The sequence below is a fragment of the Streptomyces sp. GSL17-111 genome, from assembly GCF_037911585.1.
Lineage (GTDB): Bacteria > Actinomycetota > Actinomycetes > Streptomycetales > Streptomycetaceae > Streptomyces.
Window position 1 is genome coordinate 30,953 of the sequence record NZ_JBAJNS010000001.1, and the last position, 25,470, is coordinate 56,422.

General features: G+C 72.3%; 27 protein-coding genes and 1 pseudogene. 13 read left to right on the forward strand and 15 right to left on the reverse strand.

The features are described 5' to 3' along the window. Nucleotides 1–58 precede the first annotated feature (58 nt). From V6D49_RS00160 to ptsP, 3 genes are all read left to right on the forward strand, one after another. Nucleotides 59–2,056 (forward strand): PTS fructose transporter subunit IIABC, encoded by a 1,998-nt coding sequence (locus tag V6D49_RS00160; RefSeq protein ID WP_340555963.1) that lies wholly within the window; start codon nucleotides 59–61, stop codon nucleotides 2,054–2,056. 231 nt (nucleotides 2,057–2,287) lie between these two features. Further along, complete coding sequence (locus tag V6D49_RS00165) at nucleotides 2,288–2,566, forward strand: HPr family phosphocarrier protein (protein ID WP_340555965.1); 279 nt, start codon at nucleotides 2,288–2,290, stop codon at nucleotides 2,564–2,566. Beyond that, the gene (gene ptsP / locus V6D49_RS00170; RefSeq protein WP_340555967.1) at nucleotides 2,563–4,257 is read left to right on the forward strand and encodes a phosphoenolpyruvate--protein phosphotransferase; all 1,695 of its coding nucleotides are present in this window, start codon (nucleotides 2,563–2,565) and stop codon (nucleotides 4,255–4,257) included. The genes V6D49_RS00165 and ptsP overlap by 4 nt, the downstream gene beginning before the upstream one ends. A gap of 204 nt (nucleotides 4,258–4,461) precedes the next feature. Here the strand turns inward: ptsP and V6D49_RS00175 are convergent. From V6D49_RS00175 to V6D49_RS00190, 4 genes and pseudogenes are all read right to left on the reverse strand, one after another. Further along, nucleotides 4,462–4,599: pseudogene (locus tag V6D49_RS00175) on the reverse strand (SAM-dependent methyltransferase); the annotation flags it as partial. Nucleotides 4,600–4,786: 187 nt separating this feature from the next. After that, the gene (locus tag V6D49_RS00180; protein WP_340555969.1) at nucleotides 4,787–5,227 is read right to left on the reverse strand and encodes a VOC family protein; all 441 of its coding nucleotides are present in this window, start codon (nucleotides 5,225–5,227) and stop codon (nucleotides 4,787–4,789) included. A 138-nt stretch (nucleotides 5,228–5,365) separates the two neighbouring features. Then, nucleotides 5,366–5,911, reverse strand: coding sequence for a methyltransferase domain-containing protein (locus V6D49_RS00185; protein WP_340555971.1), 546 nt, complete (start codon nucleotides 5,909–5,911; stop codon nucleotides 5,366–5,368). 388 nt (nucleotides 5,912–6,299) lie between these two features. Further along, on the reverse strand, nucleotides 6,300–7,052 hold the full coding sequence (locus tag V6D49_RS00190; RefSeq protein WP_445330443.1) for a DUF899 family protein: 753 nt from the start codon (nucleotides 7,050–7,052) through the stop codon (nucleotides 6,300–6,302). Nucleotides 7,053–7,329: 277 nt separating this feature from the next. Between V6D49_RS00190 and V6D49_RS00195 the strand changes: the two genes are divergently transcribed. Both V6D49_RS00195 and V6D49_RS00200 read left to right on the forward strand, forming a co-directional pair. After that, entirely contained in the window at nucleotides 7,330–8,079 is a 750-nt protein-coding gene (locus V6D49_RS00195) for a hypothetical protein (RefSeq protein ID WP_340555975.1), read from the forward strand. A 76-nt stretch (nucleotides 8,080–8,155) separates the two neighbouring features. Continuing rightward, complete coding sequence (locus V6D49_RS00200) at nucleotides 8,156–8,566, forward strand: VOC family protein (protein ID WP_340555977.1); 411 nt, start codon at nucleotides 8,156–8,158, stop codon at nucleotides 8,564–8,566. 288 nt (nucleotides 8,567–8,854) lie between these two features. Here the strand turns inward: V6D49_RS00200 and V6D49_RS00205 are convergent, their stop codons facing one another. The 4 genes from V6D49_RS00205 to V6D49_RS00220 form a co-directional block, all read right to left on the reverse strand. Beyond that, the gene (locus V6D49_RS00205) at nucleotides 8,855–9,343 is read right to left on the reverse strand and encodes a nitroreductase/quinone reductase family protein (protein ID WP_340555979.1); all 489 of its coding nucleotides are present in this window, start codon (nucleotides 9,341–9,343) and stop codon (nucleotides 8,855–8,857) included. Nucleotides 9,344–9,546: 203 nt separating this feature from the next. Continuing rightward, entirely contained in the window at nucleotides 9,547–10,020 is a 474-nt protein-coding gene (locus tag V6D49_RS00210; protein ID WP_340555981.1) for a carboxymuconolactone decarboxylase family protein, read from the reverse strand. Nucleotides 10,021–10,163: 143 nt separating this feature from the next. After that, the gene (locus V6D49_RS00215) at nucleotides 10,164–11,348 is read right to left on the reverse strand and encodes a GDSL-type esterase/lipase family protein (protein WP_340555983.1); all 1,185 of its coding nucleotides are present in this window, start codon (nucleotides 11,346–11,348) and stop codon (nucleotides 10,164–10,166) included. 81 nt (nucleotides 11,349–11,429) lie between these two features. Beyond that, the gene (locus tag V6D49_RS00220; protein ID WP_340555984.1) at nucleotides 11,430–12,233 is read right to left on the reverse strand and encodes an aminotransferase class IV family protein; all 804 of its coding nucleotides are present in this window, start codon (nucleotides 12,231–12,233) and stop codon (nucleotides 11,430–11,432) included. A gap of 133 nt (nucleotides 12,234–12,366) precedes the next feature. Between V6D49_RS00220 and V6D49_RS00225 the strand changes: the two genes are divergently transcribed. Continuing rightward, nucleotides 12,367–12,717, forward strand: a complete 351-nt coding sequence (locus tag V6D49_RS00225; protein ID WP_340555985.1) for a MerR family transcriptional regulator — start codon at nucleotides 12,367–12,369, stop codon at nucleotides 12,715–12,717. A gap of 154 nt (nucleotides 12,718–12,871) precedes the next feature. Then, nucleotides 12,872–13,432, forward strand: coding sequence for a GNAT family N-acetyltransferase (locus V6D49_RS00230; protein ID WP_340555987.1), 561 nt, complete (start codon nucleotides 12,872–12,874; stop codon nucleotides 13,430–13,432). A 96-nt stretch (nucleotides 13,433–13,528) separates the two neighbouring features. On the opposite strand, the gene V6D49_RS00235 is transcribed toward V6D49_RS00230, so the two are convergent. Continuing rightward, nucleotides 13,529–14,590, reverse strand: a complete 1,062-nt coding sequence (locus V6D49_RS00235) for a DUF3533 domain-containing protein (protein ID WP_340555989.1) — start codon at nucleotides 14,588–14,590, stop codon at nucleotides 13,529–13,531. A 226-nt stretch (nucleotides 14,591–14,816) separates the two neighbouring features. Between V6D49_RS00235 and V6D49_RS00240 the strand changes: the two genes are divergently transcribed. Then, the gene (locus V6D49_RS00240) at nucleotides 14,817–15,623 is read left to right on the forward strand and encodes an AfsR/SARP family transcriptional regulator (RefSeq protein ID WP_340555991.1); all 807 of its coding nucleotides are present in this window, start codon (nucleotides 14,817–14,819) and stop codon (nucleotides 15,621–15,623) included. A gap of 18 nt (nucleotides 15,624–15,641) precedes the next feature. Next, complete coding sequence (locus V6D49_RS00245; RefSeq protein WP_340555992.1) at nucleotides 15,642–17,072, forward strand: NB-ARC domain-containing protein; 1,431 nt, start codon at nucleotides 15,642–15,644, stop codon at nucleotides 17,070–17,072. Here V6D49_RS00245 and V6D49_RS00250 read toward each other — a convergent pair. Next, nucleotides 17,000–17,509, reverse strand: coding sequence for an SRPBCC family protein (locus V6D49_RS00250; protein ID WP_340555993.1), 510 nt, complete (start codon nucleotides 17,507–17,509; stop codon nucleotides 17,000–17,002). The genes V6D49_RS00245 and V6D49_RS00250 overlap by 73 nt on opposite strands. A gap of 134 nt (nucleotides 17,510–17,643) precedes the next feature. Between V6D49_RS00250 and V6D49_RS00255 the strand changes: the two genes are divergently transcribed. Together V6D49_RS00255 and V6D49_RS00260 are read left to right on the forward strand one after the other, a co-directional pair. Then, nucleotides 17,644–18,171 carry an NUDIX hydrolase gene (locus V6D49_RS00255; RefSeq protein ID WP_340555994.1) on the forward strand — a complete coding sequence of 176 codons (528 nt, stop codon included), beginning with the start codon at nucleotides 17,644–17,646 and terminating at the stop codon, nucleotides 18,169–18,171. Between the two features lie 76 nt (nucleotides 18,172–18,247). Next, nucleotides 18,248–19,681, forward strand: coding sequence for a GntP family permease (locus tag V6D49_RS00260; RefSeq protein ID WP_340555995.1), 1,434 nt, complete (start codon nucleotides 18,248–18,250; stop codon nucleotides 19,679–19,681). A 40-nt stretch (nucleotides 19,682–19,721) separates the two neighbouring features. On the opposite strand, the gene V6D49_RS00265 is transcribed toward V6D49_RS00260, so the two are convergent. The 3 genes from V6D49_RS00265 to V6D49_RS00275 all read right to left on the reverse strand — a co-directional run bounded on the left by V6D49_RS00265 (nucleotide 19,722) and on the right by V6D49_RS00275 (nucleotide 22,170). Continuing rightward, nucleotides 19,722–20,624 (reverse strand): alpha/beta fold hydrolase, encoded by a 903-nt coding sequence (locus V6D49_RS00265; protein WP_340555996.1) that lies wholly within the window; start codon nucleotides 20,622–20,624, stop codon nucleotides 19,722–19,724. Next, nucleotides 20,621–21,229: a TetR/AcrR family transcriptional regulator gene (locus tag V6D49_RS00270; RefSeq protein ID WP_340555997.1), complete on the reverse strand. Its 609-nt coding sequence runs from the start codon at nucleotides 21,227–21,229 to the stop codon at nucleotides 20,621–20,623. The genes V6D49_RS00265 and V6D49_RS00270 overlap by 4 nt, the downstream gene beginning before the upstream one ends. A gap of 239 nt (nucleotides 21,230–21,468) precedes the next feature. After that, a complete protein-coding gene (locus V6D49_RS00275) occupies nucleotides 21,469–22,170 on the reverse strand; it encodes a FadR/GntR family transcriptional regulator (protein ID WP_340555999.1) in 702 nt (233 codons plus the stop codon). 168 nt (nucleotides 22,171–22,338) lie between these two features. Here V6D49_RS00275 and V6D49_RS00280 point away from each other — a divergent pair, with 168 nt between their 5' ends. Beyond that, the gene (locus tag V6D49_RS00280) at nucleotides 22,339–22,995 is read left to right on the forward strand and encodes a HemK2/MTQ2 family protein methyltransferase (protein ID WP_340556001.1); all 657 of its coding nucleotides are present in this window, start codon (nucleotides 22,339–22,341) and stop codon (nucleotides 22,993–22,995) included. A gap of 46 nt (nucleotides 22,996–23,041) precedes the next feature. Continuing rightward, nucleotides 23,042–23,242, forward strand: coding sequence for a CDGSH iron-sulfur domain-containing protein (locus tag V6D49_RS00285; RefSeq protein WP_445330444.1), 201 nt, complete (start codon nucleotides 23,042–23,044; stop codon nucleotides 23,240–23,242). A 13-nt stretch (nucleotides 23,243–23,255) separates the two neighbouring features. Here the strand turns inward: V6D49_RS00285 and V6D49_RS00290 are convergent, their stop codons facing one another. Together V6D49_RS00290 and V6D49_RS00295 are read right to left on the reverse strand one after the other, a co-directional pair. Beyond that, the gene (locus V6D49_RS00290) at nucleotides 23,256–24,254 is read right to left on the reverse strand and encodes an iron-containing redox enzyme family protein (protein ID WP_340556005.1); all 999 of its coding nucleotides are present in this window, start codon (nucleotides 24,252–24,254) and stop codon (nucleotides 23,256–23,258) included. A gap of 206 nt (nucleotides 24,255–24,460) precedes the next feature. Then, nucleotides 24,461–25,303, reverse strand: a complete 843-nt coding sequence (locus tag V6D49_RS00295) for an endonuclease I family protein (RefSeq protein WP_340556007.1) — start codon at nucleotides 25,301–25,303, stop codon at nucleotides 24,461–24,463. Nucleotides 25,304–25,470 lie beyond the last annotated feature (167 nt).

Genomic DNA, 25,470 nt, shown 5'->3' on the forward strand with positions numbered 1-25,470 from the left:
GCCGACCCACCATGTCCCACCACCGCCCCGCGGCGGTTCGCGAGCAAGGAGCCGCGTGATGAGTGAGTTGATCACCGCAGGACTGGTCGATGTCGACCTGTCCGCCGAGACCAAGCAAGCCGCCGTGCGGTCACTCGCCGAGCGGATGGTGGCCGCCGGGCGCGTCACCGACATCGACGGCTTTCTCGCCGACGTTGCGGCACGCGAAGCCCAGATGCCCACCGGACTCGACGGCGGCATCGGCATTCCCCACTGTCGCAGCGCGCACGTCACCGCCCCGACCCTCGCCTTCGGCCGCAGCGCCAACGGCATCGACTTCAGCGCCCCGGACGGGCCGGCCGACCTGATCTTCCTGATAGCCGCGCCGGCCGGTGCGGACGACGCCCACCTGGCGATCCTGTCGTCACTCGCCCGGCGGCTCATGGACCCCGAGTTCACCACCGCACTCCGCGCGGAACGCGACCCCGCAGCGGTCGCGGCCCTGGTCCGTGGGGACGAGGCTCCGGCCACGCCCACGGAGGACCCGGCGGCCGGCGACGCACCGGCGGGCACCCCTGCTCCCCCGGCCGCGCTCTTCCGTATCGTGGCCGTCACCTCCTGCCCCACCGGGATCGCCCACACCTACATGGCCGCCGAGTCGCTCCAGCAGGCCGGCGAGGCAGCGGGAGTCGAACTCGTCGTCGAGACACAGGGGTCGGCCGGCTTCAAGCGCCTCGACCCCGGTGTGATCGCGGCAGCCGACGGCGTGATCCTCGCCCATGATGTCGAGGTCAGGGAAAAGGAACGGTTCGCCGGCAAGCCCACCGTCGACGTCGGGGTCAAGGCTGCGATCAACCGGCCCGCCGAACTCATCGCAGACGTACGGGTCAGGGCCGAACGCGGCGAGACCACCGCCACGGCGGCAGGGCCCGCGCCCATGGACATCGGCGCCGCCGAGGACCACTTCGGGACCCGGCTGCGCACGTGGCTCATGACCGGCGTCAGTTACATGGTGCCGTTCGTCGCCGCGGGCGGTCTGCTCATCGCCCTCGCCTTCGCGATCGGCGGCTACGAGATCAACAGCGCCCCATCCGTCGCCGAGTCCTTCGTGTGGACGGAGGCGGCGAGTTGGGCCGCGCTGATGTTCCAGATCGGCGGCGCCGCGTTCGGCTTCCTGGTTCCCGTACTCGCCGGATACATCGCCTACGGCATGGCCGACCGGCCCGGCCTCGTACCGGGATTCGTCGGCGGAGCGCTCGCGGTCACCATCGAGGCCGGCTTTCTCGGCGGACTGGCCGCCGGCCTCATCGCGGGCGCCGTGGTGAAGGCCATTCACCACGTCCACGTGCCCCCCGTGCTGCGCGGCGTCATGCCTGTGGTCGTCATCCCGCTGATCTCGTCGGCCGTTGTCGGATTCCTCATGTTCGTTGTCGTCGGCAAGCCCATCGCCTCCCTGCAGAAGGCGATGACCGACTGGCTGAGCGGCCTGTCCGGCACCAATGCCGTCCTGCTCGGAGTGCTGCTCGGACTCATGATGTGCTTCGACCTCGGCGGCCCGGTGAACAAGGTGGCCTACGCGTTCGCCGTCGGCGGCATCGCCGACCCCACCGACGGCAGCCTCAAGGTCATGGCCGCCGTCATGGCGGCGGGCATGGTCCCGCCGCTGGGCATGGCCCTGGCAACGAGTGTGCGCGGAAAACTGTTCACGAAGACGGAACGCAACAACGGCAAGGCGGCCTGGGTCCTCGGCGCCTCTTTCATCAGCGAGGGAGCGATCCCGTTCGCAGCGGCGGACCCCCTGCGTGTGATCCCGTCCGCGATGGCCGGCGGAGCCGTCACCGGTGCCCTGACGATGGCGTTCGGCACCACGCTGCGCGCTCCGCACGGCGGGGTCTTCGTCGTCCCGCTGATCGGGCAACCCCTGCTCTTCCTCCTGGCCGTCACGGCCGGGACAGCGGTCACCGCCGTCCTCGTGGTGCTGCTCAAGAGCCGCCGCAGGCCGGAGACGGCGTCCGGGCCCACCACCGCGGCCACCGCCGCGACGCCCGCAGACACCAAGGCCCCGGCCGCCGCATGACCGGACCGAGGCCGCGCCACTGAGCACCCCTGCGCCGGCCGCGCGTGGCAGGCCCAGCGGACGGGGGCCACCTGCCGCCCGCCCGGTGCGCTCGCCGCTCGCGGCGAACACCCCCTCCGGCCTCAGCCACCGCCCACGCCGAAAAATCGATCTCCCCGCGGGCCCGCCACCGTTGCCACGGCGGACCCGGCTCGCGTCCCGCCCGCCCCCATCCCGTAGGAGTGTCATCCCATGCCCCAGCGCACTGTCGTCATCGGTTCCCGTTCCGGGCTGCACGCACGGCCCGCCGCCCTCTTCGTCCAGGCAGCGACCCGCCAGCCGGTCAGGGTGACCGTGGCCCGGGACGGAGGGACGCCGGTCGACGCCCGGAGTCTGCTGTCCGTGCTCGCTCTCGGCGCCAAGCACGGCGATCCGCTGGTGCTGTCCGCGGAGGGCGACGGCGCGGAGGCCGCTCTCGAGGAGCTGGCCACGCTGGCCGCCGCCGACCTCGACGCCCAGGAGCAGCGGTGACGACCGGCACGACGACCACCACGACCACTTCCGTGCTGCACGGCATCGGCACCGGGGGCGGCAGCGCCTCCGGGCCCGTCGCCCGCATGGCGCCCCCGGCCGCACTCCCGCCGCAGCGCACCGTGGCACCGGCCGACGCCCCCGCGCAGGCCGAGGCGGCGCGCGGGGCGCTGGCACGGGTCGCCGCCGACCTGGAGGAACGAGCGGCGTCCGCCGGCGGTGAAGCGGCCGCGGTCCTGTCCGCCCAAGCCATGATGGCCGCCGACCCGACCCTCGCCGACCAGGTCTCCGAGCTCGTGCTCGGCGGGGCCGACGCGGCCCACGCCCTGGACAGGGCCTTCCGCGTGTTCCGCGCGTCCCTCACGGCTGCGGGCGGCTACTTCGCCGAGCGCGTCGCCGACCTCGACGACCTGCGTGACCGCGCGGTGGCGCGTGTCCTCGGTCTCCCGATGCCCGGCCTGCCCGACCCGGGGCGGCCGTACGTCCTCGTCGCGGACGACCTCGCGCCTGCGGACACCGCGCTACTCGACCCGGCCCAGGTCCTCGCCCTGGTCACCGAGCGCGGTGGGCCCACGAGCCACACCGCGATCCTCGCCAAGGTCCTCGGTCTGCCCGCCGTCGTCGGCTGCACCGGCGCAGCCGCGCTCACGGACGGCACGCCGGTTCTCGTCGACGGCACCGCCGGCACGGTCCTTGTCCACCCCGCTCCCGACACCGTCGCGGCGGCCGCCGCACGCGACGAACGTCGACGTCGGCTCTCGGCGCAGGCCGTCGGCCCCGGACGGACGGCCGACGGCCATCCGGTCAAGCTGTTGGCCAACCTCGGCGCCCTGCACGAACTGCCCGCCGCGGCGGCGGCCGACAGCGAGGGCGTCGGGCTGTTCCGTACGGAGTTCCTCTACCTCGACCGTGAGGAGGCGCCCACGGGCGAGGAGCAGACGGCCGCCTACCGCCAGGTGTTCGCCGCCTTCCCGGGCCGCCGGGTCGTCGTACGCACCCTGGACGCCGGGGCCGACAAGCCGCTCCCGTTCGTCACCGCGGCCGACGAGCAGAATCCCGCGCTCGGTGTGCGCGGCCTGCGCTCGGCGCGCCGGGACCCGCAGCTGCTGGAGACGCAGCTGGCCGCGATCGCCTCGGCCGCGCGGGGCTCTGACGCCGACGTGTGGGTCATGGCGCCGATGGTCTCGGTGCCCGCCGAGGCAGCCGGATTCGTCGAACGGGCGAAGGCCCACGGGCTGCGGACCGCAGGTGCCATGGTGGAGGTGCCCGCCGCCGCACTGCGGGCCGGGGAGCTCGCGCGGCGGTGCGACTTCCTCAGTGTCGGGACCAACGACCTTGCCCAGTACGCGTTCGCAGCCGACCGCACGCTGGGTGCCCTGGCCGACCTTCTCGACCCGTGGCAGCCGGCTCTCCTCGAACTCGTGCGGACGGCCGCGGGTGCGGGAGCCGAACAGGGCAGGCCGGTCGGAGTGTGCGGCGAGGCCGCTGCGGATCCGCTGCTCGCCCTGGTCCTCGTCGGCCTGGGCGTCACCAGCCTGTCGGCCGCGCCGGGCTGCCTCGGCGACGTCCGGGCGTCTCTGGCGTCGCACGCTCTGGACGACTGCCGCCGGCTCGCCGGCCTGGCACTCGCCGCCCCGGACGCGGCAGCGGCCCGCGAGGCTGTCGCGAAGGGTGCGGGCCTGACCCCGTGAGCGTCGGGTACGCCGCACTCCCCGGGTGTTCGCGCCGTCCCGAACCACCGGCGACGTCTGGACGGTCTACACGGGGTGGGCCTGCGCCTGCTCGGCGGGGCGCGGACCGCTGTGGTCGGCCGACTTCCGGCGTGTTGATGGCTGGGGGCGTGGCGGGACTCCCCCGGGGATCGGAACAGCGGCGCTGCGCAGGGGCAGCCGGGGTCAGTGGCGTCGTGCGAGGAAGACGCGTTCCTTGCCTGGCCGGTCGGGCGCGTCCCGAACGCCCTGCAGCACGTATCCGTGGACAGCCAGGTCTCTCTGGATCTCTTCGCGGTCGCGGAAGCGCAGGGTCGAGTCCGACGCAGGTCATAGAGCGCGGCGAGCCGTGGATGCCGGAAGCACTCGTCAGCCATGCGGCCGAACCTACGCACATCCGAGCATGGGCAGCTACTGCGTTTCTCCTCAGGGTGCCGCTCGCGCCTCACCTCGCCGTCGCCGCCCTCTGCTGCCCCAAGCGACTCGTCCGCTTCACCACTGAGAACCGGTCTCAGCTGAGCTGCTCCGCCAGTCCGACGATGATGCCCTCGGGGCCGCGGACGTAGCAGAGCCGGTAGCTGTCCTCGTACTGCGCCAGCTCACCGACAAGTTCTGCGCCGTGGAGACGCAGCCGGGCGACCGTGTCCTCGATGTCGTCCACGGCGAACATGACGCGGTGCGTGCCCAGGACGTTGTGCGGCCGGTTGCGTGGCCCAGCACTGATCGCTGCGGGGCTGCGGTACTTCGCCAGCTCGATCCGGCTGTGACCGTCCGGGGTCCGGACCATCGCGACGGCACAGCGAACACCGTCGAGCCCGGTGCACCGATCGGCGAAGAGGCCCTCGACCTCCGCCCGGCCCTCCAGCTCCATACCGAGTTCGACGAAGAAGGCGATGGCGGCGTCCATGTCCTCGACCACGATGCCTACGTTGTCCATGCGCAGAATCGTCACGACTCTCCTTCTCTCCCTGCCGTTGGCAGGTTGGCCGCTGGTGCTCTTGAGACGAAGCCGGTGCCACGTTCTCGACATGGTCCCTCACCGATCCGCGCCAACGGCCTCCACCCGCTCGCACGTGACCGGCCGGCTGAATCAGCGGGAGCAGACCACGCTCACCAGGGTGAACGACGCGTAGAACGGCCCTTGGGAGAGGCTGGCGAACCAGCGACGACCACGGTCTCGGTCGACGCGGCCCTCGTTGACGGCTTGTTGCATGTTGCGGCCCAGGCCCAGCGTGTGGTCCGCCTCGTGGAAGTCACGGAACACCGGTGTCGTGGCGAGCACAGCCTCCACGCGGAAGCCTGCCTGTTCGGCGAAACGCGCAAGACTCCGTCCGATGGTCGCATGGCGGACCACTTCGGCAGTGGTGTATCGGGTGAAGGCCCGACTCGTCTCAAGATCCTCAGCGTCAACGATCAGGGTGTCCCAGTCGGGTTCGGCAAGACCGATTCGCGCTCCCGATCGCGTCGCACGGTGAAGCTGATCAAGAGCCTCGGCAGGGTCAGCGACGTGCATGAGGACTCGGTCGATCTTGGCCCGATCCACCGTGCCCGGGTCGACGGGGAGGTCGTGCACATCCCCGCCACGGATCTCCACCGTGGGCAGATCGCTCGTGCGTGCGCGGGCCCGGGCGAGCATGGCCGGGTCGGTCGACGCCGATCACAACACCCCTGTCCCCGACACGTTCCGCCATTGCCGGTAGGTCTGTGCCCGGGCCACATCCCACATCCATGACGACGTCCCCCGCCTGACAACCCAACAGATCCAGCAACTGCCGCTTGTACACACGGCCGGCATCGCCAGCGGCGGCCCGCAGCATGTAGGAAGCCTGATCAGGACGGGACACACCAAGAGGAGATGACATACAGGGCAGTCAAACACGCCTTCACCGAGGGACCCCGGTGGCGTCAGGAAGTGCGACCGGCCTGCGAGTACGTGGAACGGCCACGGATTGCTGGTTGGGGCCACGTCAGGGAAGCCGTGCCGGAGGTTGCTGGAACCGAGCAACGCCATCCCGCCCGGGGCATCAGGTCAGCTCGTCGGATCTCCCGGCTTCGATGCCGGACCACTGCGCGATGGGGCGCCCGTTCGTACGCCATTCCTCGGGGTTCTCCTCGGAGTACCACGGTTGCGGCCAGCCGTCGGGGGAGTCCTCCCAGGCCTCCTGGCGTCCGTAGACGGTCATGTCCAACAGTCCGTGGGTGGGCGCCATGACTTCGACGCCTCGGCCGCCGGTGTAGTACGTCTCGAACACCCGGTTCCCGTCACGGACGTAGCAGACGAGGTGGTGACGCTGCCAGTCCCGGCCTTCCAGGAGCCGCGGTGCCGTCTTCTCCACCGAATACCACGGCATGTCGAGGCCCAGGAAGTTCCGGTAGCGGACGCTGTGTTCGTAGGGGCCCTTGCAGAGCGTGGCGTACGTGGCGTCTCGGGAGTGGATGTAGGAGAGTTCGCGAACCTGGCTGTTGAAGAACGTGCAACCTTCGCACTGCTCGGCGGCGCGTCGTCCGGGCCACCAGGCGTGGTAGTAGGCGATGAGCTGCTTGCGGCCTTCGAAGACGTCGAGGATCGTGATCGGCCCGTCAGGGCCGACGACCTCGATGGTGGCGTCGACCTCCACCATCGGCAGGCGCCGCAGCGCCGCAGCGATCGCGTCTCCTTCACGGGTGTGCGCCTTCTCCCGTGGGAGCAACGCTTCCCGAGCCTCCTGGTAGGTCCTCCTGTCCACCACAGGCGGGAGCGCCGGACTCGGTGTTCGGTCGTTCACGAGCGTCTCCATTCACTATGGCCGTAAGGCGGCCAGGAGGTCACGTGGAACCAGGATGGCCACCAAGCGGTGACCCGCTCCCGAGCGCCACGCGGTGGCCCTTCGACGGCTCGCTCATTCGGTTCGACAGCCGCACTACCGCCCTGTCCCCATACCGGTGACCTCCGTGTGTGTCCTTCATTCTGTTGGGAGGCCACATACTGGCGGCATGCGAGGAGGACGGATCTTCGCACGTAGCCGTGGGTGTTCGTTGGTGTGTCAACGCCGTGCTCTCGGGAACCCGGCGAGCATGAAAACGGTCAACAATCATCCTCAAGTCGGCCAAGCTCCTGAAGTAGCACCGGCTCCGACCGGTAATCTGCTGCTTGCCGCAGAAATGGATCGCCGTCCCATGTTTCTGCCCGGCAGTAGAGCGAAAAAGGGAATCATCAGCGATGTGAAGCATCTCGCCGCCGAGCTTGAGGAGCACGAGAGCGTCCTGCGGGCTACCGTTTTTGAAGGGTTCGCTCATCTGGCTTTCGGAATCAACCACCGGCTCATGCGGAAGGCGGCGGCGAGCGGCGCCGAACGGGCCCGCTTCGACCTCGTGGTGCTCATCGAGGCGGAGACCCCGGCCACAGCTCGTCATGTGCGCGAGAACCCGGTGTATCAGCGGCTCGTCAGATCTGTAGACGAGTCCGCCCGGCGGGTCTTCACCGTCGCCGCTCTCAACGCTCGCTCCATGGGGGAGGTCGTGCCCCACGACCGCGGGGTGTTTCTCTTCAACTACTTCTACGCCGAAGATGACGCGGAACTCATCCCGGTCTGGGATTACACGGCCGGCTGGTGGCACGCCAATGCGAACCTGGACAATTCACGCGTTATGGCACCGATGGAGGGCGAACGGCGCGACTTCGGCATCATCAACCACTGCCGATGGGACCGCCTGCGGGAATTCGTCCCCCACATGGCCTTCCGCCCATCCTTCCGGCGCTTTGTCCTGGCCAACTTCACCGCCAGCAACATCTCCGCCCAACCGACCCTCTACCGGCTGGCCTGATGCCCAAGTCGGTGCGAGCGAACTCGCGTCAGGGACGGGGGGCGGAGTGTTCAGGCGCCGTCTACCCTTGAACGCCATGGACATCACCATTCACACCAGTTTCCTCCCGCATACCGATGCCGAAGCGTCCCTGGCCTTCTACCGCGACGTCCTCGGCTTCGAGGTGCGCAACGACGTCGGCCAGGGCACCATGCGCTGGATCACGGTGGGTCCGGTCGGTCAGCCCAGCACCTCCATCCTCCTGGCACCCCCGGCGGTCGATCCCGGGATCACCGACGCCGAGCGGCGGACCATTTCCGAGATGATGGCCAAGGGAACCTACGGCTGGATCCTGCTCGCGGCCCGCGATCTGGACGACACTTTCGCGAAGGTGCGAGCCAGCGACGCCGAAGTCGTCCAGGAACCGACGGAGCAGCCCTACGGCATCCGTGACTGCGCGTTCCGAGACCCCGCAGGCAATCTCGTCCGCATCCAGGAGGTGCGCTGACCCGGCCGCACGAGGTCGTCACCGGACGAGCGGGCGGCAGGTCAGCGGCCGTTCCTCGGCGCGGTCCCCGCCGTTCCGGAACACCCGGGGGGCGCGGGCTCCGAGAGTACGGGTGACCGCCTCCTTGAGGCGGCCGTCTTCAAGGAGAACGCCCACACCGTCCTCCAGCGCCCATCCGGCCGGCAGAGCAGGCCGTCGTCGTGCGTGGAGAAGCCTCCTCCGAGGAGAGCGACTCGCCGAGAGGGAGCAGCGCTCACGGGATACCTCCTTGAGCGGCGCGCGGCGCGGTCAGCCGTCTTTCCCGGGGGCGGCGGGGCGGGGTTCCAGGACCACCACCGCGGTCTCGGACGACCGCAGGGCCGCGTAGGCGTCGAGCTCCGTGTTGATCTGGCGCCAGCGGTCCCACAGCCGTGCGCGCTCCTCCCCCGCCGCAGCGCGGGCACGGACCTGACACCGTCCGTCAGCGAGATCGGCTGTCGCCTCGGGGGTCGATCGAAGGTTGAGCCACCACGCGGGCTCGCCCTCGCCCCAGCCGTTCATCGCCAGTGACACGAGGTTCGGGCCGTCCTCGATGTAGCCGATGACCACGCTGCGCTGTTGTCTGGTGCGTCGTCCGGTGGTGGTCAGGCGCAGGGTGCCCCAGCCGCGCGCCCGTGGGCGCCAGAGCCCGATCCGGCCACGAGATGCCCGGTAGACGCCCCGGTGGAGGGCCCAGAAGAGCCGGACGATGCCACGGGGCGGAAGCCGCGGTTCCTTGTTCCGGCGCTCGACCGGCATGGTCACATCCACCCGACGCATGACGTGCACATGAGCGAGACCCTAGCCGCAACCGTCGGCGTCCGGTGGCTCGACGAGAGGTGCGGGGCGGGTGGTGACGTGCTCCGGGCAGGGGGCGCCCGGACGCGGCGACGTCGGCGGCCTCATGGGAGGGGCCGGTGCGGGGGCAAGGATGGCGGCCCCCGCACCAGCGCCCTTGTGGGTCAGGCGAACTGACCGGGCCGGTAGTCACCGGCGGGCTGCCGGATGATGACGTTCAGCCGGTTGTAGGCGTTGATGAGGGAGATGAGGGCGACGAGCGCACCCAGTTGGGACTCGTCGTAGTGCTGCGCGGCGTTCGCCCAGGCCTCGTCGGTGACCCCGCCGGCGGCGTCGGCGATCCGGGTGCCCTGCTCCGTCAGTTCCAGGGCGGCGCGCTCCGCCTCGGTGAACACCGTGGCCTCCCGCCACGCCGCGACGAGGTGGAGACGCGTCACGTTCTCACCGGCGTGTGCCGCTTCCTTGGTGTGCATGTCGGTGCAGAAACCGCAGCCGTTGATCTGGCTGGCGCGGATCTTCACCAGTTCCTGTGTCGCGGCGGGCAGGGCGGACTCCGTGACCGCCCTGCCCGCCGCGTTGAGGTGCTTCAGGAACGTGTCTGCGAACGGGTTGCCGAGGAGGTTCAAGCGAGCGTCCACGATTCTTCTTCCTTGCCGACGACGACGGGTACGCACACATGACCGCGCGGCACGGCTCGCTGTGACAGGGCCACTGTGTGAGGTGCGTCTCCTTCTCGGGCCGGACGGTGCGGGCCCGTCGGCGGCGCGGGGAGGGCTTCGTGTCAGCGACGCGCGGGAGGGAAGGGTCCGGTGGGCGTGAAGGCCCGGGCCGCGAAGCGTTCACCGATCAGGCGGTGGGTGGCGGCGTCCGGGTGGAGGTCGTCCGGCAGCGGCAGCTCGGCGACGTCCGGCTCGCCGTAGAGGTCGCGGCCGTCGAGGTAGTGCAGGTGAGGGTCGTCCGCCGCTCGCTGCCCCACCAGACGGCTCAGTTCCTCACGGACGACGTTGAGGGTGAGTTTGCCGGCGGCCCGCTCAGCCGGCTCTCCGGTGGCCCGGAACCGCAGAGCGCCGGTGGCGAGCGCGTCGAGGTCGAAGGCGGTGGGGCCGGGCGTGTCCTCGTGGATGGGGCACAGGATCGGAGAGACGACCAGCAGCGGAGCGCTGGGGTGGCCGTCCCGGACGGTGTCGAGGAAGCCGTGCACGGCCGAGGTGAAGGCGCGCAGCCGCATCACATCGGTGTTGACGAGGTTGATGCCGATCTTGACGCTGATCACGTCCGCCGGTGTGTCGCGCAGCGTGCGGGCGGTGAACGGGTCGAGCAGCGCGCTGCCGCTCAGACCCAGATTGATCAGTTCGACCCCGCCGAGCCGGGCGGCGAGGGCGGGCCAGGTGGCGCTGGGGCTCGCCGCGTCGGAACCGTGGCTGATCGAGCTGCCGTGGTGGAGCCAGACCGGGCGGTCCGCCGTGGGGGCGGGCTCGACGGGTGCGTCGGTGCGCAGGGCGACGAGTTCGGTGGTCTCGTTGTGGGGCAGCCAGATCTCGATGTCCTTGACGCTGCCCGGCAGGCCGGTGAAGCGGAGGGTGCCGGGCGAGCCGGGCGCTGTCGAGGCTGCTCCGGTGGCCATGTCGATGGTCATGACGTTGCCGCCGGGAACGGTGTCCTGCTGCGTGAGGCGGCCGTCGACGAGGAGGTCGTAGACGCCGTCGGGGCGCGGTGGGGTGCCGGCGTAGACGCGCTTGGTGGGGAGGGTGTCCAGTTCCACGGCGGTGGCTCGGGTGCGGAAGGCCAGCCGTACGCCGGAGGGCTGGGATTCGGCTATGGCGAGTTGTCCGTCGTTGTGCTGGACGCGGGCCCGCGCCGGGAGTCGGTGCGGTAGGAGACCGTGTTCCGTCCGTTCCAGTTCGAGGGCGCCGCGGACCAGCTCCGCGGTGAGGGGTGTGTCGATCCACGGGTTCTCGGTGTGCAAGGGACTGTTCCTCGGGTGGGAGTTGTGCGACGTCCTCGGGTCGGCGCGGCGCCCGGCTTCCCGGCCGGGTCGCGGTCGGGATCAGGGCGCGGTGGCCGGTTCCGCGCGGTAGGCGCGGTGGAGCAGCCCGAGGAAGTCGGGTGCCTCGGGCAACGGTACGGAGCCGATCTCCCGCACGGTCACACCGGGGGTCCATGAGTTCATCACGACGGCGCCGGAGAGCGCGGCCAGGTCGCGGAGGGTCACGTCCCGGACCCGCTGGGGGACGTCCATCCGGTCCAGTTGGCGGCGCACGATGCCCATGGTGGTGCCGTCGAGCTTCTCGGCACGGGGCCACACCACGGAGGTGCCGTCCCAGAAGGCCAGGTTCCAGATCGTCGCCTCGCTGAGGCGTCCTTGACGGTCCACGAACGCGGCGTCGTCCCGTCCCCGGGCGGCGGCCTGCCGCAGGTAGTACGTCTTGGCGACCTCCCCGACGTGTTTGACGGTGGGCAGGTGCCGTTCGTGCGGCACCGCGGTCAGCTTCAGCGGACCGGCGGGGCCCTCGGCGGGCGGGCCGGTGCGGACGAGGATCGAGAGCTCGGCGTCCGGCTCCGGCACGGTGAACTCACCGGCCGTCGAGTACAGCGTCGCCGTCAGCGAGACGTCGGCGGGCCCGGCGTCCAGGGCGGTGCGCAGCGCGGAGCGCACCCGGGCGTCGGGCAGGGCCTGACCGAAGAGACGCAGCGAGGCCGACCGCAGACGCGCCAGGTGCAGGTCGAGCCCCCGGACCAGCCCCTCGCGGGCCTGCAGGGCGGTGAAGTGGGCGTAGCCCGCGAAGGCCAGCGGTGCCAGGTCCCCACCGGTGGCCGGGCGGGTGTCGCGCTGGACGAGATAAGCGGCCATGGGGCACTCCTGCGGGATGCGGTCGGGGGATGATGGGGCGGCGGGGGCGGACCGGGCCGCGCCCTCCGCGCAGGAGTGACGCTAGGGCCTGACATCGGTGAGAAGGTCAAACGCGGACGGGGGGGGGGGAGACATGCTGATCGGGGAGTTGGCGCGGCGTACGGGGGTCAGTGCGCGGCTGCTGCGGTACTACGAGAGCCAGGGGCTGCTCGCGGCCCGGCGGGGCCCCAACGGCTACCGCCATTACGCGGAGGACGCCGTCGTCACGGTCCGGCAGGTGCGGGCTCTGCTGGGTGCCGGGCTGTCCACCGAGGTGATCGGTTCGGTGCTCGCGTGTGCCCGGGGTGAGGAGCCCGTGCTGCGGTGGTGCGAGGAGCTGAGGGACGTCCTGCGGGGCGAGTTGGAGACGTTGGACGAGCGGATCGAGGGCCTGCGGCACCAGCGGGGCAACCTGGCCGACCTGCTGGCGCAGGACCCGGCGTGAGCGGCGCCCGGCGGCGCGCGGGCGGGGTCGCCGGGCGGCGTCCCGAGTGCGCCCGTACGACCGCCGTTCGCCGGCGTCTCCGGGGACGTACTGGCCCGCGACGGCTCGGATAACGGATGGTCGGGGGCGGGCGTGAGGCGGCAGGATGCTCCGCATGACCGTGCCCACCCCCGAGCTGCACACGGCCCGCCTGCGACTGCGGCCGTTCACCGATGCCGACGCGGCGCCGCTCTACGCGCTGCACAGCAGCGCCCGTGTGCTGCGTTACTGGGACGGCCCGCCGTGGGTCGAACCGGCCCGCGCCCGGCGCTTCATCGCGACCTGCCGGACGATCGAGGAGGAGGGCACGGGAGCGCGGGTGGCCGTCGACCGCGTCCTTGACGGCGCGTTCATCGGCTGGTGCGGCCTGACCGGCTGGAACCCGGACTTCCGCAGCGCGTCCCTGGGCTACGTCTTCGACGCCGCCGCGTGGGGCCACGGTTACGCCACGGAGACCGCGCACGCCGTCCTGCGGTGGGCGTTCGACACCCTGGACCTGAACCGCGTCCAGGCCGAGACCGACACCCGCAACCCGGCGTCCGCCCGGGTCCTGGAGAAGCTCGGCTTCGTCCGCGAAGGCACTCTCCGCGAGGACTGCGTCGTCAACGGCGATGTCTCCGACTCCTGGGTCTTCGGCCTGCTCCGCCGTGAGTGGCACCCGACGGCCGGATGTTAGTGCCCGAGACCTGCCCGCCTTTCGGCCCGCACCCCACCGAGGTCACCGTCCGCACCGCTGGGGCGTCCAGGGGCCCGGCGGGGCGGCTGCGGTGCTTCAGCGGTCCGCCGCGGCGACGCGCACCGTCCCCGGTCGGCGCAGGGCCGCCGCGAGCAGCGTCAGGGCGGTGCCCGCGACCGCCCAGACCGCGAGGGTCACCAGCGGGCCGGTCACGGCGGCGCCGTCGAAGTAGGCGATGGAGCGGGCGGTCCACGTTCCCGCGCCGGGTGGGAGGAAGGGCCCGATCTCCCGCCAGAACGGCGGCAGCAGCGGGGCGGGGAAGGCGCCGCCCGCGCTGGGGTTGCCCAGGACCACCACCAGGAGGATGGCCAGCCCGATACCGAGCACACCGAAGAGTCCCTGGAGGGCCAGCGTGGTCGCGCCGACGGCGAAGACGATGAGGGCGCCGAGGGCGGCCAGGGGCAGCAGTCCGCCCGGCAGGGCGTCCAGCACGGGGCCGACGATGACGGCCCCGCCGAGTCCGGCGGCCACCGCGTACAGGGCGAGGGCGGTCAGGCGCACGGCGGCCCGAGCGAGGTTCGAGGGGCGTGCTCCGTAGCTCATGGCGAAAATGGCCGCGCACAGGTAGCCGCCGACGCACCAGCCGACGACGAGGTAGAAGGACGTCAGGCCCCGGGCGTCGCCCTCGTCGGCGGGAGCCACGTCCTCCACGGTGAGCGGGCGGTCCTGTTGCCGCGCCACCTGCCGGAACGTGCCCTCGACGGCGTCCACCAGGGCGGCGCCGGACCCGCCGGCGACGAGGAGGGCGTACCGGTCGCCCTGCGGCCCGGTGACGACGGCACCGGCAACGCTGCGGTCCTCGACGGCGTCGCGGGCCTCCTGGCCGTCGGCGGTGGCGACCGTGACGTCGAGGGGCTCGCCGGGCAGTGCCTCCAACTCCTCCACCAGGGCCGACCGCATCGCGTCGGGAGCGGCGACCGCGACCGGCACGCGGTCGGGGTCCGGGTGGTGGAAGGCTCCGACGTAGGAGGCGATGAAGGCGAGCTGGAGCGCGAGGACGCCGAGCACGAGCAGGGCCGCGCGTGGGGTCACCGCGCCCGTCAGCCCGCCGACGAAGCCGCCGCGCTCGCGGGCGTGCGTGCCGTGGATGCGTGCCATGTCCCCAGCCTCCGCAGGGACGGCCATGGCCGCATGTACTCAGGGCCGATCGGATGAGGGGCGAGCACGGCGTGGTGGGCGCGGCCGTTGCCTCGTCGTCGGGCGGGAGGGGTGACGTGGTGTCAGCGCCGCAACCGTTGCGTAGGGTCGGAACGTCTCGGTGGAAGGGTGGAACGGGCGCTGATCAGGCAGAAGGCGCAACCGGTGACCGATGGTGGGGGACGCAGTGGAATTCCGTGTGCTGGGGCCGGTGGACGCGGTGGACGACCACGGGCACCGCAGACCGGTGACCGCTCCCATGCTGCGTGCGCTGCTGGCCGCGCTGGCCCTTCGGGCGGGACGTCCCGTGCCCGCCGAGGAACTCGCCGACCAGCTGTGGGGGGAGCAGCTGCCCGCCGATGTCCGCACGACGTTGCGTACGTACGTGATGCGGCTGCGCAAGGTCCTGCCGGGTGACCCGATCGGGACGGTGCCCGGGGGGTACGTGCTGTCGGCGGAGCCGGAGGACACCGATCTGGGGCGGTTTCGCTCCCTGGTCCTGCGGGCCCGGGAGGTCGCGCCGGCGGCCCACGCCGAGGCCGCGGCCCTGTTGGGCGAGTCCCTGTCACTGTGGCGTGGCATCCCGCTCGCCGACCTGCCCGACGTACCGTTGCGCACCGTGCAGCAGCCCCGGCTGGAGGAGCTCCACCTGAGTGCGGCGGAGGAGTTCTACGAGCTGGGACTCGCTCTGGGCCGGCACGAGAGGCTGGTGGACGAGCTGAGCTCGGTGGCTCGCCGGCACCGGTTGCGTGAGCGGCTGACCCGGCTGCTCATGCTCGCCCTGCACCGCTGCGGCCGCACGGCTGAGGCGCTGACGGTGTACCAGGAGGCCAGGGCCGAGCTGGTCGCCGAGCTCGCCATCGAGCCGGGAGCCGAGACGCGTGCGCTGGAGCAGGCCATTCTCCGCGACGACCCGGCGCTCGCGCTCCCGGCGTCCGCCGCCGGGCGGGTGACTGCGGGCGGGCCGTCCGCACCGTTTCCCCCGGGCACCTAGGCCTTCGTCGGACGGGGGATGGAACTGGCCCGGCTGCGGGAGCTGCTGACGGGCACGCTCAGCGCACCGGCGGTGTGTCTGATCGACGGGCCGGGGGGCGTGGGCAAGTCCGCGCTCGCCGTCCGCGCCGCCCACGACGTCGAGGACCACTTCCCCGACGGCCTGTTCTACGTGGATCTGCGGGGCGCCGATCCGCACCGCGCTCCGCTGACGACGGAGGAGGCGACACTGGTACTGCTCACGGCGCTCGGCACGGGCACCGAGCAGGTGCCCGGGGAGCCGGGCGCCGCTCTGCGGCACTATCACGCGCGGCTGTCGGGACGGCGGACCCTGCTCGTCCTGGACAACGCCAAGGATTCGGCGCAGGTCGCCCCACTGCTGCCGACGGGCCCCGGCAGCGCGGCGGTGGTGACGAGCCGCACGGTCCTGACCGGCGTCGCACAGGCCCGGCACTTCCACCTGGAGACGCTGAGCACGCCGGACGCGGTCGCTCTCATCAAGGCGGTGTCCGGCCGCCCCGCCGCACCCGATGAGCAGCGGGACTGGGAGGATCTCGCCGGGCTGTGCGGCCGGCTGCCGTTGGCGCTGCGCATGATCGCGACGCGCCTGGCGTCCCGGCCCCGGTGGAGCCCGGCCGACTGGTCCGAGGTGCTGCGTGACGAACGCGGACGGCTGGAGGAGCTGGTCACGAGCGACCTGGACGCCCGGGCCAGCCTGCTGCTGAGCATCGAGCAGCTCGCGGCGGGGGACGAGGCCGACCGGCGAGCGGCACGGCTGTTCCCCTTGCTGGGCACGACGGCCATCACCACGTACAGCGTGCCGGCCACCGCGGCCCTCAGTTCCCGCACGCCGGCCGAGGTACGGGACGCGTTGGAGCGTCTGACGGACGCCCAGATCGCGTCCAGTCCGCGCCCGGGGACCTACGCGCTGCACGACCTGGTGCGCGCGGCCGCGGTGAGTGAGGCGGCGTCGCTGTCCGCCTCCCATCGGCGGGAGGCGCTGCAGGGGGTGGCCCGGTGGCACGCCACCCGGCACCGGTGCCGGGCCGCAAGGCCTGGTGACCGACCTGCGACGGGCTCCGGCCACGGCCAGGGGCGGCGGCGCGTGGACCACGGTCGTGCACGTCACACGGCGGGCGCCGGCCCGGTCGGGGCACTAAGAGCAGGCGGACGTCGTCCTCGTCCTGGACGCGGCGTACGCCGAGGCGGTCGTCCCGGTGCTGGGGGCGGCGGCCGGACGGCTGGCCGCGTCGCTGGCGCAGGGCGAGATCGCGCTCTTCCGACGGGACGGGGCGGACGTGCTGCGTCTGGACATCGCACCGTCCGAGACGGCCCTGCTCATGCCGGGCTGACCCGGAGCAGGGGCCTCGACGGCGGTCAGGTCGCCGTGGAGGTCTCGACGGCGGACTTCAACCGGGCGAGCGTGGTGCGGATGTTGCGCACGTGGTAGGCGTCGAAGGTCCTGCCTCCGGTGGCCGCCCGGTCGAAGAGGGCCGCGAGGGCGTCGGGCCAGGACCTGCGGTCGTCGGTCCAGGTCTCGGTGACCTTGGTTCCCTCGGCCACGGGCTCCAGACGGTACTGCCAGGTGGCGATCGCCGCGCGCAGGACGGGGCGGCGCAGCCCGATGGCGGTCACCCGGAAGGCGAAGCACTCCCCCGGTTCCGCCGCGGTCACCGTGCAGCGGGTCGTCCAGCGGAACGGGCCGCGCTTGTTGTGGCCGTCGAAGACGGTGCCGACGGCGACGGCCTCGGTGCCGGGGCGCAGGGTGGCGCCGGTGTTCTCAGGGCTCCAGCGGCCCATGAGGGTGGGGTCGCTGACGTGGTCGTAGACGGCGCGGGCGTCGGCGTGGACGACGACGCTCTCGGAGACGGTGAAGCTGCGGGCCACGGGGCGCTCCTCGACGGCGGTGTTGCGGTGCGGTGCCTGGCGACGCACCCTCTCGCGCCGGGCCCGCACCCGGCAAGGACACGGCTCACGTCTGCGGCGGGCGCCCGCGCGGACGCGGCGCCTAGGCTGACGGCATGCGAACTCCGAGGCGGGCGGCACGCGTCGCCGTACGGGATGCGGACGGTGCGGTCTTCATGTTCCGCTACGACAACGAGGAGGTCGGTGTCCATTGGGCGCTGCCGGGCGGCGGGCTCGATCCGGGCGAGACGCCGCGTGAGGGGGCCGGGCGGGAGCTGCGTGAGGAGACGGGCTGGGCGGATGTCGAGGCGGGGCCGCTGCTGTGCACGTGGGAGCACGACTACACGCGTTCGGGTGTGCCGGTCCGGCAGCACGAGCACATCTTCCTCGGGCGCGGCGTGCGGCGGGAGCCGGCGGAGGGGGTGGCGGCCGCGCACGCCGAGGACGGCATCCTCGGGTGGCGGTGGTGGTCGCCGGGCGCGCTGGCGGAGGCGCGGGAGGCGCTGTGGCCGCCGCAGCTTCCCGAGCTGCTGGCGGACGTGGAGCGGTCGGGCGGGTGCCGGGGGGTGGATCTGGGCTATGTCCCGAACGGGACGCGGGGCGGCGTCACGGCACCGCCGGAGGACCCCTGCTCTTTTGTATGACTTTTCATTTCGACATCTTGAATAGGTAGTACCTGTCGAGTAGCTTCCGTTCCGGTCCTCGACAGGGAGAGTTCTCATGGAAGCAATCGAGCCCGCCTACGGGACGGCGGTCCTGCTGCTGATCGCAGCGGGAGCGGTCGCCCTGCTGCTGTTCCTGATCATGAAGGTGAGGCTCCACGCGTTCGTGGCGCTCGTCGGGGTCAGCGTCGTCACGGCGATCGCCGTGGGCTTCCCCCTGGCGGACGTTCCCGACGTGCTGATGTCCGGCTTCGCGGCCACCATCGGATCCGTCGCGCTGCTCGTCGCCTTCGGCGTGATGCTCGGCCGGCTGCTGGAGGTGACCGGCGGGGCCCAGGTCCTCGCCGACACCCTGATCGGCCGGTTCGGGGAGAGCCGGGCGCCGTTCGCCCTGGGGGTGGCGGCGCTGTGCTTCGGGTTCCCCATCTTCTTCGACGCCGGGCTCGTGGTGTTCCTGCCCATCATCCTGACGGTGGCCCGCCGCTTCGGCGGCTCCCTGCTGCTGTACGCCCTCCCGGCGGCCGGCGCCTTCGCGGCGATGCACGCGATGGTGCCGCCGCACCCCGGGCCCGTCGCGGCCACCGAACAGCTCGGCGGGGACATCGGCGTCACGCTGCTGATCGGCGCTCCGATCGGGGTGGCCGCGTGGTACGTGGGTGTCTACCTGGTGTCGCGGTTCCTCGGGCGCCGGGTGTACGTGCCGGTCTCCGACGTCGTCTTCGGCGAGGTGCGCGACGAGCGCGGGCTCACCGGCGCGGAGCAGGAGGCGGAACAGAAGGACGGCGGGTCCGTGCGACTCGGCCGGACGCCGCCGCGGTTCGGCGTGGTGGCGGCCCTGCTGCTGATCCCGCTCGTCCTGATCTCCTTCGACACCGTGCTCAACACCCTGGGCACCGCCGGGGTACTCGACGCGGACGCCGGGGCGGCCGCGTTCATGGGCCTGCTCGGGGCGACTCCGGTGGCCCTGATGATCACCGTGCTGGTCGCGATCCTCGTCCTGGGCCGGCCGCGCACCTCGATGGCCCACGTCCGCACCATCCTGGACGAGGCACTGGGGCCGGTCTGCTCGATCATTCTGATCACCGGCGCGGGCGGGATGTTCGGCGGCGTGCTCAGGCTGAGCGGCATCGGCGACGCGCTCAGCTCCTCCCTGTCGGGGCTGGGCATCTCGCTGATCCTCCAGGCGTTCGTCATCGCGACGCTGCTCAGGGTGGCGCAGGGGTCGGCGACGGTGGCCCTCACGACGACGGGCGGCCTCATCGCGGGCGCGGTCGCCGAGGCCGACCTGAGCGATGCGCGGACCGCCCTGCTCGTCGTCGCGATCGCCGCCGGGGCGACGGTCCTGTCCCACGTCAACGACTCGGGCTTCTGGCTGGTGAGCCGGTTCTTCGGGATGGACGAGAAGACGACGCTCAAGACCTGGACGGTGATGGAGACGACGCTCGGCCTCTCGGCCTTCACCATCGCCGCGGGCCTGTGGGCGGTCCTCTAACCCTTGACCGGGCCCTTCGATGACGCCGTGCCGGTGTGGGTCAGTGCTGTGCGGCAGGGACGCGGCCCGCGAGTTCGGTGATGAACGTGGCGATCTCGTCGGGGTTCTCCTCGGCCATGAAGTGGCCACTGGTGGTGGCCCGGTAGGTGAGATCCGGCGCCCAGGCGCGCCAGAGCGCGGACGCGTCGAAACCGAGCTGGGAGCCCCAGTCCTGGGAGATGACGCCGACGGGCATCGTGAGCCGCGCGCCGCGGTCGCGGTCGGCGAGATCCATGTCGAGGTCGATGCCGGCCGTGGCGCGGTAGTCCGCCACGATCGAGTCGATGGCGGCGATCGAGCTGTCGACGTAGTGGGCGCGCTCCTCGGGGGTGAAGGTGGTCCCGGCGGGGTCCCAGGCGTCGAGGAAGGAACCGAAGAACTCGGGCGCTACGGCGGCGATCATCTTCTCGGGCAGGCCGGCGGGCTGCGCCATCAGGTACAGGTGCCAGGCCACCTTGGCGCCCACGCCCTGCAGGACGGCCCAGGTGTCGAGGGTCGGCAGCACGTCGAGGATGCCGAGGTAGTCCACCGCGTCGGCGTGGTCGAGTCCGGCGCGGACGGCCACCAGCGCGCCACGGTCGTGTCCGACGAGGCCGAAGTGCTCGTGGCCGAGCTCGTGGGTGATCGCGACGATGTCGTTGGCCATCGTGCGCTTGGAGTAGGTGTCGGGGTCCTCGGCGGGCGGCTTGCCGCTGGCGCCGTAGCCCCGCAGGTCCGGGACGATCACGGTGTGGTCGTTCGCGAGTCTCCGGGCGACCCGACGCCACATGTAGTGGGTCTGCGGGAAGCCGTGCAGCAGGACGATCGCCGGGCCGTGGCCGCCGACGGCGACGTTCAGGTCCACGCCGCCGCTGCCGGTGATCGTGCGGTAGGTGAAGTCGTCGATGGTCAAGGGCGTGGTCACGGGTTCTCCCGGGTGTGGTGGGTGGAACGGGCTTGTGGACGGCCGGAGAAGATCCCGGCGGGCAGGTCGGTCGTGCTGCCGGCGGAGGCGGTGAGGGCGGGGATGATCACGGTGTCCACGAGCGCGGCCAGGTAGGCGTCATCGACGGCCAGGCCGTTGACACGCCGGAGCAGCAGGGCCGCGCCGACGACCTCCTCGAACGCGAACGGGCTGGCGCCTGACGGGAGTTCGCCCCGCGCGACCGCGGCGTCCAGAACCGAGGGCGGCAGGCGCGCGCCCGTCGGGCCCACGGACTCCTCGATGGCCTCGCACAGCTCGGGATCCTCCAGCCCGGCCTGGAGCAGCATGAGCGCCGTACCGCTGTCGGCTGCGGCCATCGTGCGTTCCAACCGCCGGGACAGGATCAACAGGTCCTCGCGAAGGGTGGCCCCGCGAGGCGACGGAGCCGACGCCTGGCGGGCCGGGCCCGCCTTCACCGCGGCGATCACCATGTCGCGCTTCGACGCCCACCGCCGGTACAGGGTGGCCTTCGACGTCCGGCAGCGCCGGGCCACCGCCTCGAACGACACCCCCTCGTACCCGTCCTCGGCGAGGATCCCGAGCACCGTCGAGGTGATTCGACGCTCGAGTTCGGCGTCCCGCGGACGACCGCGAGGCCCTGCGGAACCATCATTACTATACGACACGTCCCGTATCGTATATCGCTCAGGGGTGCTCCGTCGATCGACGTGCCAGGTCACCGTGCGTCAGCGAACGGAGAGCCCGGGCGTCGTCCGCACCGCACGGCCGTGGGCATCCGCGCGGCGACGCGTTCCGGCCGGGCGCCCCCGACCGTGGGCGGCCCTCAGGGGGCGAGGACGTCGAGCTCGGCCATGGCCCCGAGGGTGATCTGGCGGGTCAGCTCCTCCGCCCGTGCCGCGTCACGGGTGCGGACGGCCTCGGCGACCTGCACGTGCAGGGTGACGGCGTGCGGGTCCGGGTCGGAGAACATGACGTGGTGCTCGGTGCGTCCGGTCAGGACGGCGGCGACGACGTCGCCGAGGCGGGCGAACATCTCGTTGCGGGAGGCCCGCAGCACGACGCGGTGGAAGGCGACGTCGTGGACGAGGTAGCCGTCGAGCTGCTGGCCCCGGGAGGTGGCGACCATGCCGAGGGCGTGCTCGGTCAGCTCGGCGCACTCGCTCGGGGTGGCCAGGTCCGCCGCGAGCCGGGCGGCGGCCGGCTCGACGGCGGAGCGCAGCATCGTGAGGGAGCGCAGCTGGCGCGGGCGGTCGGCGCCCTGCAGGCGCCAGGTGATGACCTGGGGGTCGAAGACGTCCCACTCCTCGGCGGGCAGCACCGTGACGCCGACGCGGCGCCGCGAGCGGACGAGGTTCATGGACTCCAGCACGCGTATGGCCTCGCGCATCACGGTTCGGGAGACGTCGAAACGCCGTTCGAGCTCGTCGGTGCGCAGCACGCTTCCTGGCGGGTGATCCCCTCCGGTGATGGCCGGACCGAGCGCGGCGAGCACCCGCGCGTGCAGCCCTTGCCGCTGATCGTCCATGTCCCTCAGATTACGGTGCCGGTCGACGCCGGGCGTACACCGCTCACGTCCCCGGCCGGGCCCTCGGCCAGGGCACGTCCGGGCCGGGACGGAGTGGTGGCGGGCCGTGGGGCCGGGAAGCGCGGCGCGGCGGGTTACGGTGGCACCGGTTCGAGGTACTCACGCGGCATGCTGCTCATCCGGCCCCCCGGGGTCTACGCACCGCAGTCCGACACGTGGCTGCTGCGGCACGCCCTGCGCGCGTCGGCGCTCGCCCCCGGCGCCCGTGTCCTGGACCTGTGCACCGGCACGGGCGTGCTGGCCCTGGCGGCCTCCCGGCTGGGGGCCGCCGACGTGGTCGCGGTCGACAGTGGCCGGCGCGCGGTCACCGCGGCCCGCTGCAACGCCGGGCTGCGGCGTGCTCCCATGACGGTGCGTCGCGGGGATCTCACCGACGCCGTGCCCGGTTCGTGGTTCGACGTGGTCCTGGCGAACCCGCCCTACGTCCCCTCCCCCGCCGTCCCCGGCCGTCGCCCGGGAGCGGCCGGACGGCGCTGGAACGGCGGCCCTGACGGGCGGACGGTGATCGATCGCCTGTGCGCACGGGTGCCGCCCCTGCTGGCGGACGGCGGGGCGTTCCTCATGGTGCACTCCGGGCTGTGCGGCACGGAGGTGACGTTGGGACGACTGCGGGACCAGGGGCTCAGGCCCTCGGTCGCGGCGCGGTGCACCGTGCCGTTCGGGCCCGAGATGCGGTGCCGGGCCCGGTGGCTGGAGGCCGAGGGTCTCATCGCCCCGGCTCAGCGCGAGGAGGAACTGGTGGTGATCCGCGGTGACCGGGTCTGAGGAGAGCGCCGGGCCGGGCGCGGGCGGTGCCCGGCCCCGTCGTCGCGTGTTGATCGATCCGGAGGGGCCGCTCCTCGTGGAGGGGCCGGTGGAGCTGACCCTGCCGGACGGCCGCACGGTGCGCTCGGAGCGGTTCATGGTCGCCGTGTGCACCTGCCGTCGCAGCCGCCGGTACCCGCTGTGCGACACGAGTCACCGCCGACGCACCCGCCCGGGGCGCCGGGCCGGGCCCGAGGACGCGCGGTAGCGGCGGGAGCCGCTCAGGCCGCGGGCACCTCCTGGAAGGCGCGCCGCAGGGAGGTCTCACCGCGGTCCCAGGACGTCCGCAGGTGGGTGGCGAGGTGCTCCTCGACGAGTGAGGTGCTGCGGATGCCGAAGACGACGTCGTCGGCGAGGCCGGGGGAACGGGCGAGGAGGTCGCCGAGCACGTCGCGGCGCATGACCTGTTCGTGGACCGCGTCGGCCTCGATGTGCTCGGTGAAGAACCGCACGCAGGCCGGGTCGGCGTCCATCCGGGCGAGGGCGGAGGCCAGCTTCCGGGCGCTGGGCGCGGTGGAGATCTCCGCGGCGGCGAAGTGGCCGACGAGGCAGCCGCGCAGCGAACGGTGCAGGCCGTACAGGGACATGAGGTTCACGACGGCGAGCGCCGGGGCGGGCACGCGGTCGAGGTGGCTGAGGTATCCGGCGTCCAGCCCGGCACCGCGCAGGGCGTCGGCGAAGAGCTCGGCGTGGACGTCGGGACCGTGGCCGGCGCCGAACTCGTCGAACTCCACCGCCACCAGGCTCGCTTTGGCCTGGCCGTCCAGCCGGGGGATGACCCAGGCGTGCGGATCGGCTTCCTTGAGGTGGTACACGGAGCGATGGGTGAGGTATTCGCACATCTGCCACCACCGGCCCTCCCGCTCCAGGTAGCCGGCGACGCCGTCGCCGTCCGCGGGCTGCACCAGCAGGCCCGCCAGGGCGTCGTCGACGGAGCCCCCCGCCGGGACGTCACGACGCAGCGCGGCGAGGAAGCGGTCCTCCAGCGTGGCGCGCAGACGCAGCAGCTCCGCGTTCCACTCCCAGGCGTCCGAGACGCCCGTGAGGCCGTGGTAGTGCAGTTCGTAGCAGGCGTAGAGGGTCAGGTGCAGATCCTCGCCGTAGGGTGCGAGGCCGGGCGGCGGTCCGGCGGGGAGCGGGGCGGGCGGTTCGTCGCGCAGGGCGGTGAGGACCGCCTCGCTCAACGCGCCGCGCGGCGCCGGGAGAGGTGCGGGCGTCATGGTCTCGGCTCCTCCGGGGACGGCGGTCCGGCGTCGGGGACGGCCCACGGTGTTCGTGCGGGTCCGGGTGAGCGGGTGCCCCTTCGGCGGGGACCTCACGCGTCCGCACGGCGACCGCACCGGGACACGCCTCCCCGGCGGACCTCGCTGCCCCCGGCCGGCGGGGAGGTGAGGTCGGCCGGGGACCGCGGGGGCCTGGCGAATCGTTACGGCCAGATGCTGTCCGCCCACTCGGGGTGGTCGATGAAGGGGTTGCGGTTGCCCTGGTAGGTGTCGTGGATGATGTCGTTGCGGCGCGTTTCGAAGGCGTCGGGCGGGTCCTGCTCGTGCCACTGCTTGAGGACCGACAGCCGGCCCATGTACGGGGCGGAACCATTGCCGACCTGGTCGTTGAGTTCGAGGTCGGCGTGCGAGTCGCCGCCTTCGTAGCGCACGGCCATGTAGAAGATCATGCGGGCGACGTCCCCCTTGACCGCGTCGCGCGGTTCGAAGGAGTCGCTGTCGGTGCGGCTCTCCGGGGCCTGGTGGACCGGGCTGCCGCCGTGGTCGAAGTCCTTGTTCCCGCGTGCGCTGTTGACGGTCACGTCCGTGGGGCGCAGGTGGTGCAGGTCGGTACCGGGCCCCCGGGAGGTGCCGAAGTCGCCGTGGGACTTGGCCCAGACGTGCTCGCGGTTCCAGTCGTCGACGTCGCCGCCGTTGTCGTACTTGCTCTTGGAGTAGCCCGAGTAGAGGAGGACCACGCTGGAGGCGTCGTCCGGGTGCTCGTCGGTGTTCCGCAGCGCGTCCCACACCTGGGAGTACGACAGGGTGGTCTGGTCGCTGACGATGGAGTGCAGGGCGGCCTTGAGCTGCTCGCCGCTCTTGCCGTACGCGTCCTCGTAGTAGGCGTCGTAGTAGGCGTCGTGTTCCGCGACGATGGCGTCCGCGCCGGTCGTACCGGTGGGGGACGGAGTGGCGGTGGCCGGGGCGCCCAGGGTCACGGCGGCGAGCGCGGCACCGGCGAGCAGCGCGGCACCCCACCGCCGGCGCGCCGTGTGGAGGACGGGCATGGCTGAGTCCCCTTCCGAAAGGTCCGCCGCGCACGGGTCGGAGTGACGCCCCGGACCAGCGGATTGACGTGAACCGGTCATTTGAGAGTGACACGGTGTCCGGTTCCGGAGCGTGAACGTTCCGTGGCGGTTGGGTGCCCATCCGGAGGCCGCCCGGTCCCACCCGG

Bases quoted from the DNA above. Each gene is read 5' to 3' on its own strand.
- V6D49_RS00295 (WP_340556007.1), bottom strand. From the start codon at position 25,303: ATGCCCGTCCTCCACACGGCGCGCCGGCGGTGGGGTGCCGCGCTGCTC.
- V6D49_RS00205 (WP_340555979.1), bottom strand. From the start codon at position 9,343: ATGCCGGTCGAGCGCCGGAACAAGGAACCGCGGCTTCCGCCCCGTGGC.
- V6D49_RS00280 (WP_340556001.1), top strand. From the start codon at position 22,339: ATGCTGCTCATCCGGCCCCCCGGGGTCTACGCACCGCAGTCCGACACG.
- V6D49_RS00195 (WP_340555975.1), top strand. From the start codon at position 7,330: ATGAAAACGGTCAACAATCATCCTCAAGTCGGCCAAGCTCCTGAAGTA.
- V6D49_RS00230 (WP_340555987.1), top strand. From the start codon at position 12,872: ATGACCGTGCCCACCCCCGAGCTGCACACGGCCCGCCTGCGACTGCGG.
- V6D49_RS00220 (WP_340555984.1), bottom strand. From the start codon at position 12,233: ATGGCCGCTTATCTCGTCCAGCGCGACACCCGCCCGGCCACCGGTGGG.
- V6D49_RS00255 (WP_340555994.1), top strand. From the start codon at position 17,644: ATGCGAACTCCGAGGCGGGCGGCACGCGTCGCCGTACGGGATGCGGAC.
- V6D49_RS00275 (WP_340555999.1), bottom strand. From the start codon at position 22,170: ATGGACGATCAGCGGCAAGGGCTGCACGCGCGGGTGCTCGCCGCGCTC.
- V6D49_RS00225 (WP_340555985.1), top strand. From the start codon at position 12,367: ATGCTGATCGGGGAGTTGGCGCGGCGTACGGGGGTCAGTGCGCGGCTG.
- V6D49_RS00235 (WP_340555989.1), bottom strand. From the start codon at position 14,590: ATGGCACGCATCCACGGCACGCACGCCCGCGAGCGCGGCGGCTTCGTC.
- V6D49_RS00290 (WP_340556005.1), bottom strand. From the start codon at position 24,254: ATGACGCCCGCACCTCTCCCGGCGCCGCGCGGCGCGTTGAGCGAGGCG.
- V6D49_RS00260 (WP_340555995.1), top strand. From the start codon at position 18,248: ATGGAAGCAATCGAGCCCGCCTACGGGACGGCGGTCCTGCTGCTGATC.
- V6D49_RS00190 (WP_445330443.1), bottom strand. From the start codon at position 7,052: ATGGAGACGCTCGTGAACGACCGAACACCGAGTCCGGCGCTCCCGCCT.
- V6D49_RS00185 (WP_340555971.1), bottom strand. From the start codon at position 5,911: ATGCTCGCCCGGGCCCGCGCACGCACGAGCGATCTGCCCACGGTGGAG.
- V6D49_RS00245 (WP_340555992.1), top strand. From the start codon at position 15,642: ATGGAACTGGCCCGGCTGCGGGAGCTGCTGACGGGCACGCTCAGCGCA.
- V6D49_RS00160 (WP_340555963.1), top strand. From the start codon at position 59: ATGAGTGAGTTGATCACCGCAGGACTGGTCGATGTCGACCTGTCCGCC.
- V6D49_RS00200 (WP_340555977.1), top strand. From the start codon at position 8,156: ATGGACATCACCATTCACACCAGTTTCCTCCCGCATACCGATGCCGAA.
- V6D49_RS00165 (WP_340555965.1), top strand. From the start codon at position 2,288: ATGCCCCAGCGCACTGTCGTCATCGGTTCCCGTTCCGGGCTGCACGCA.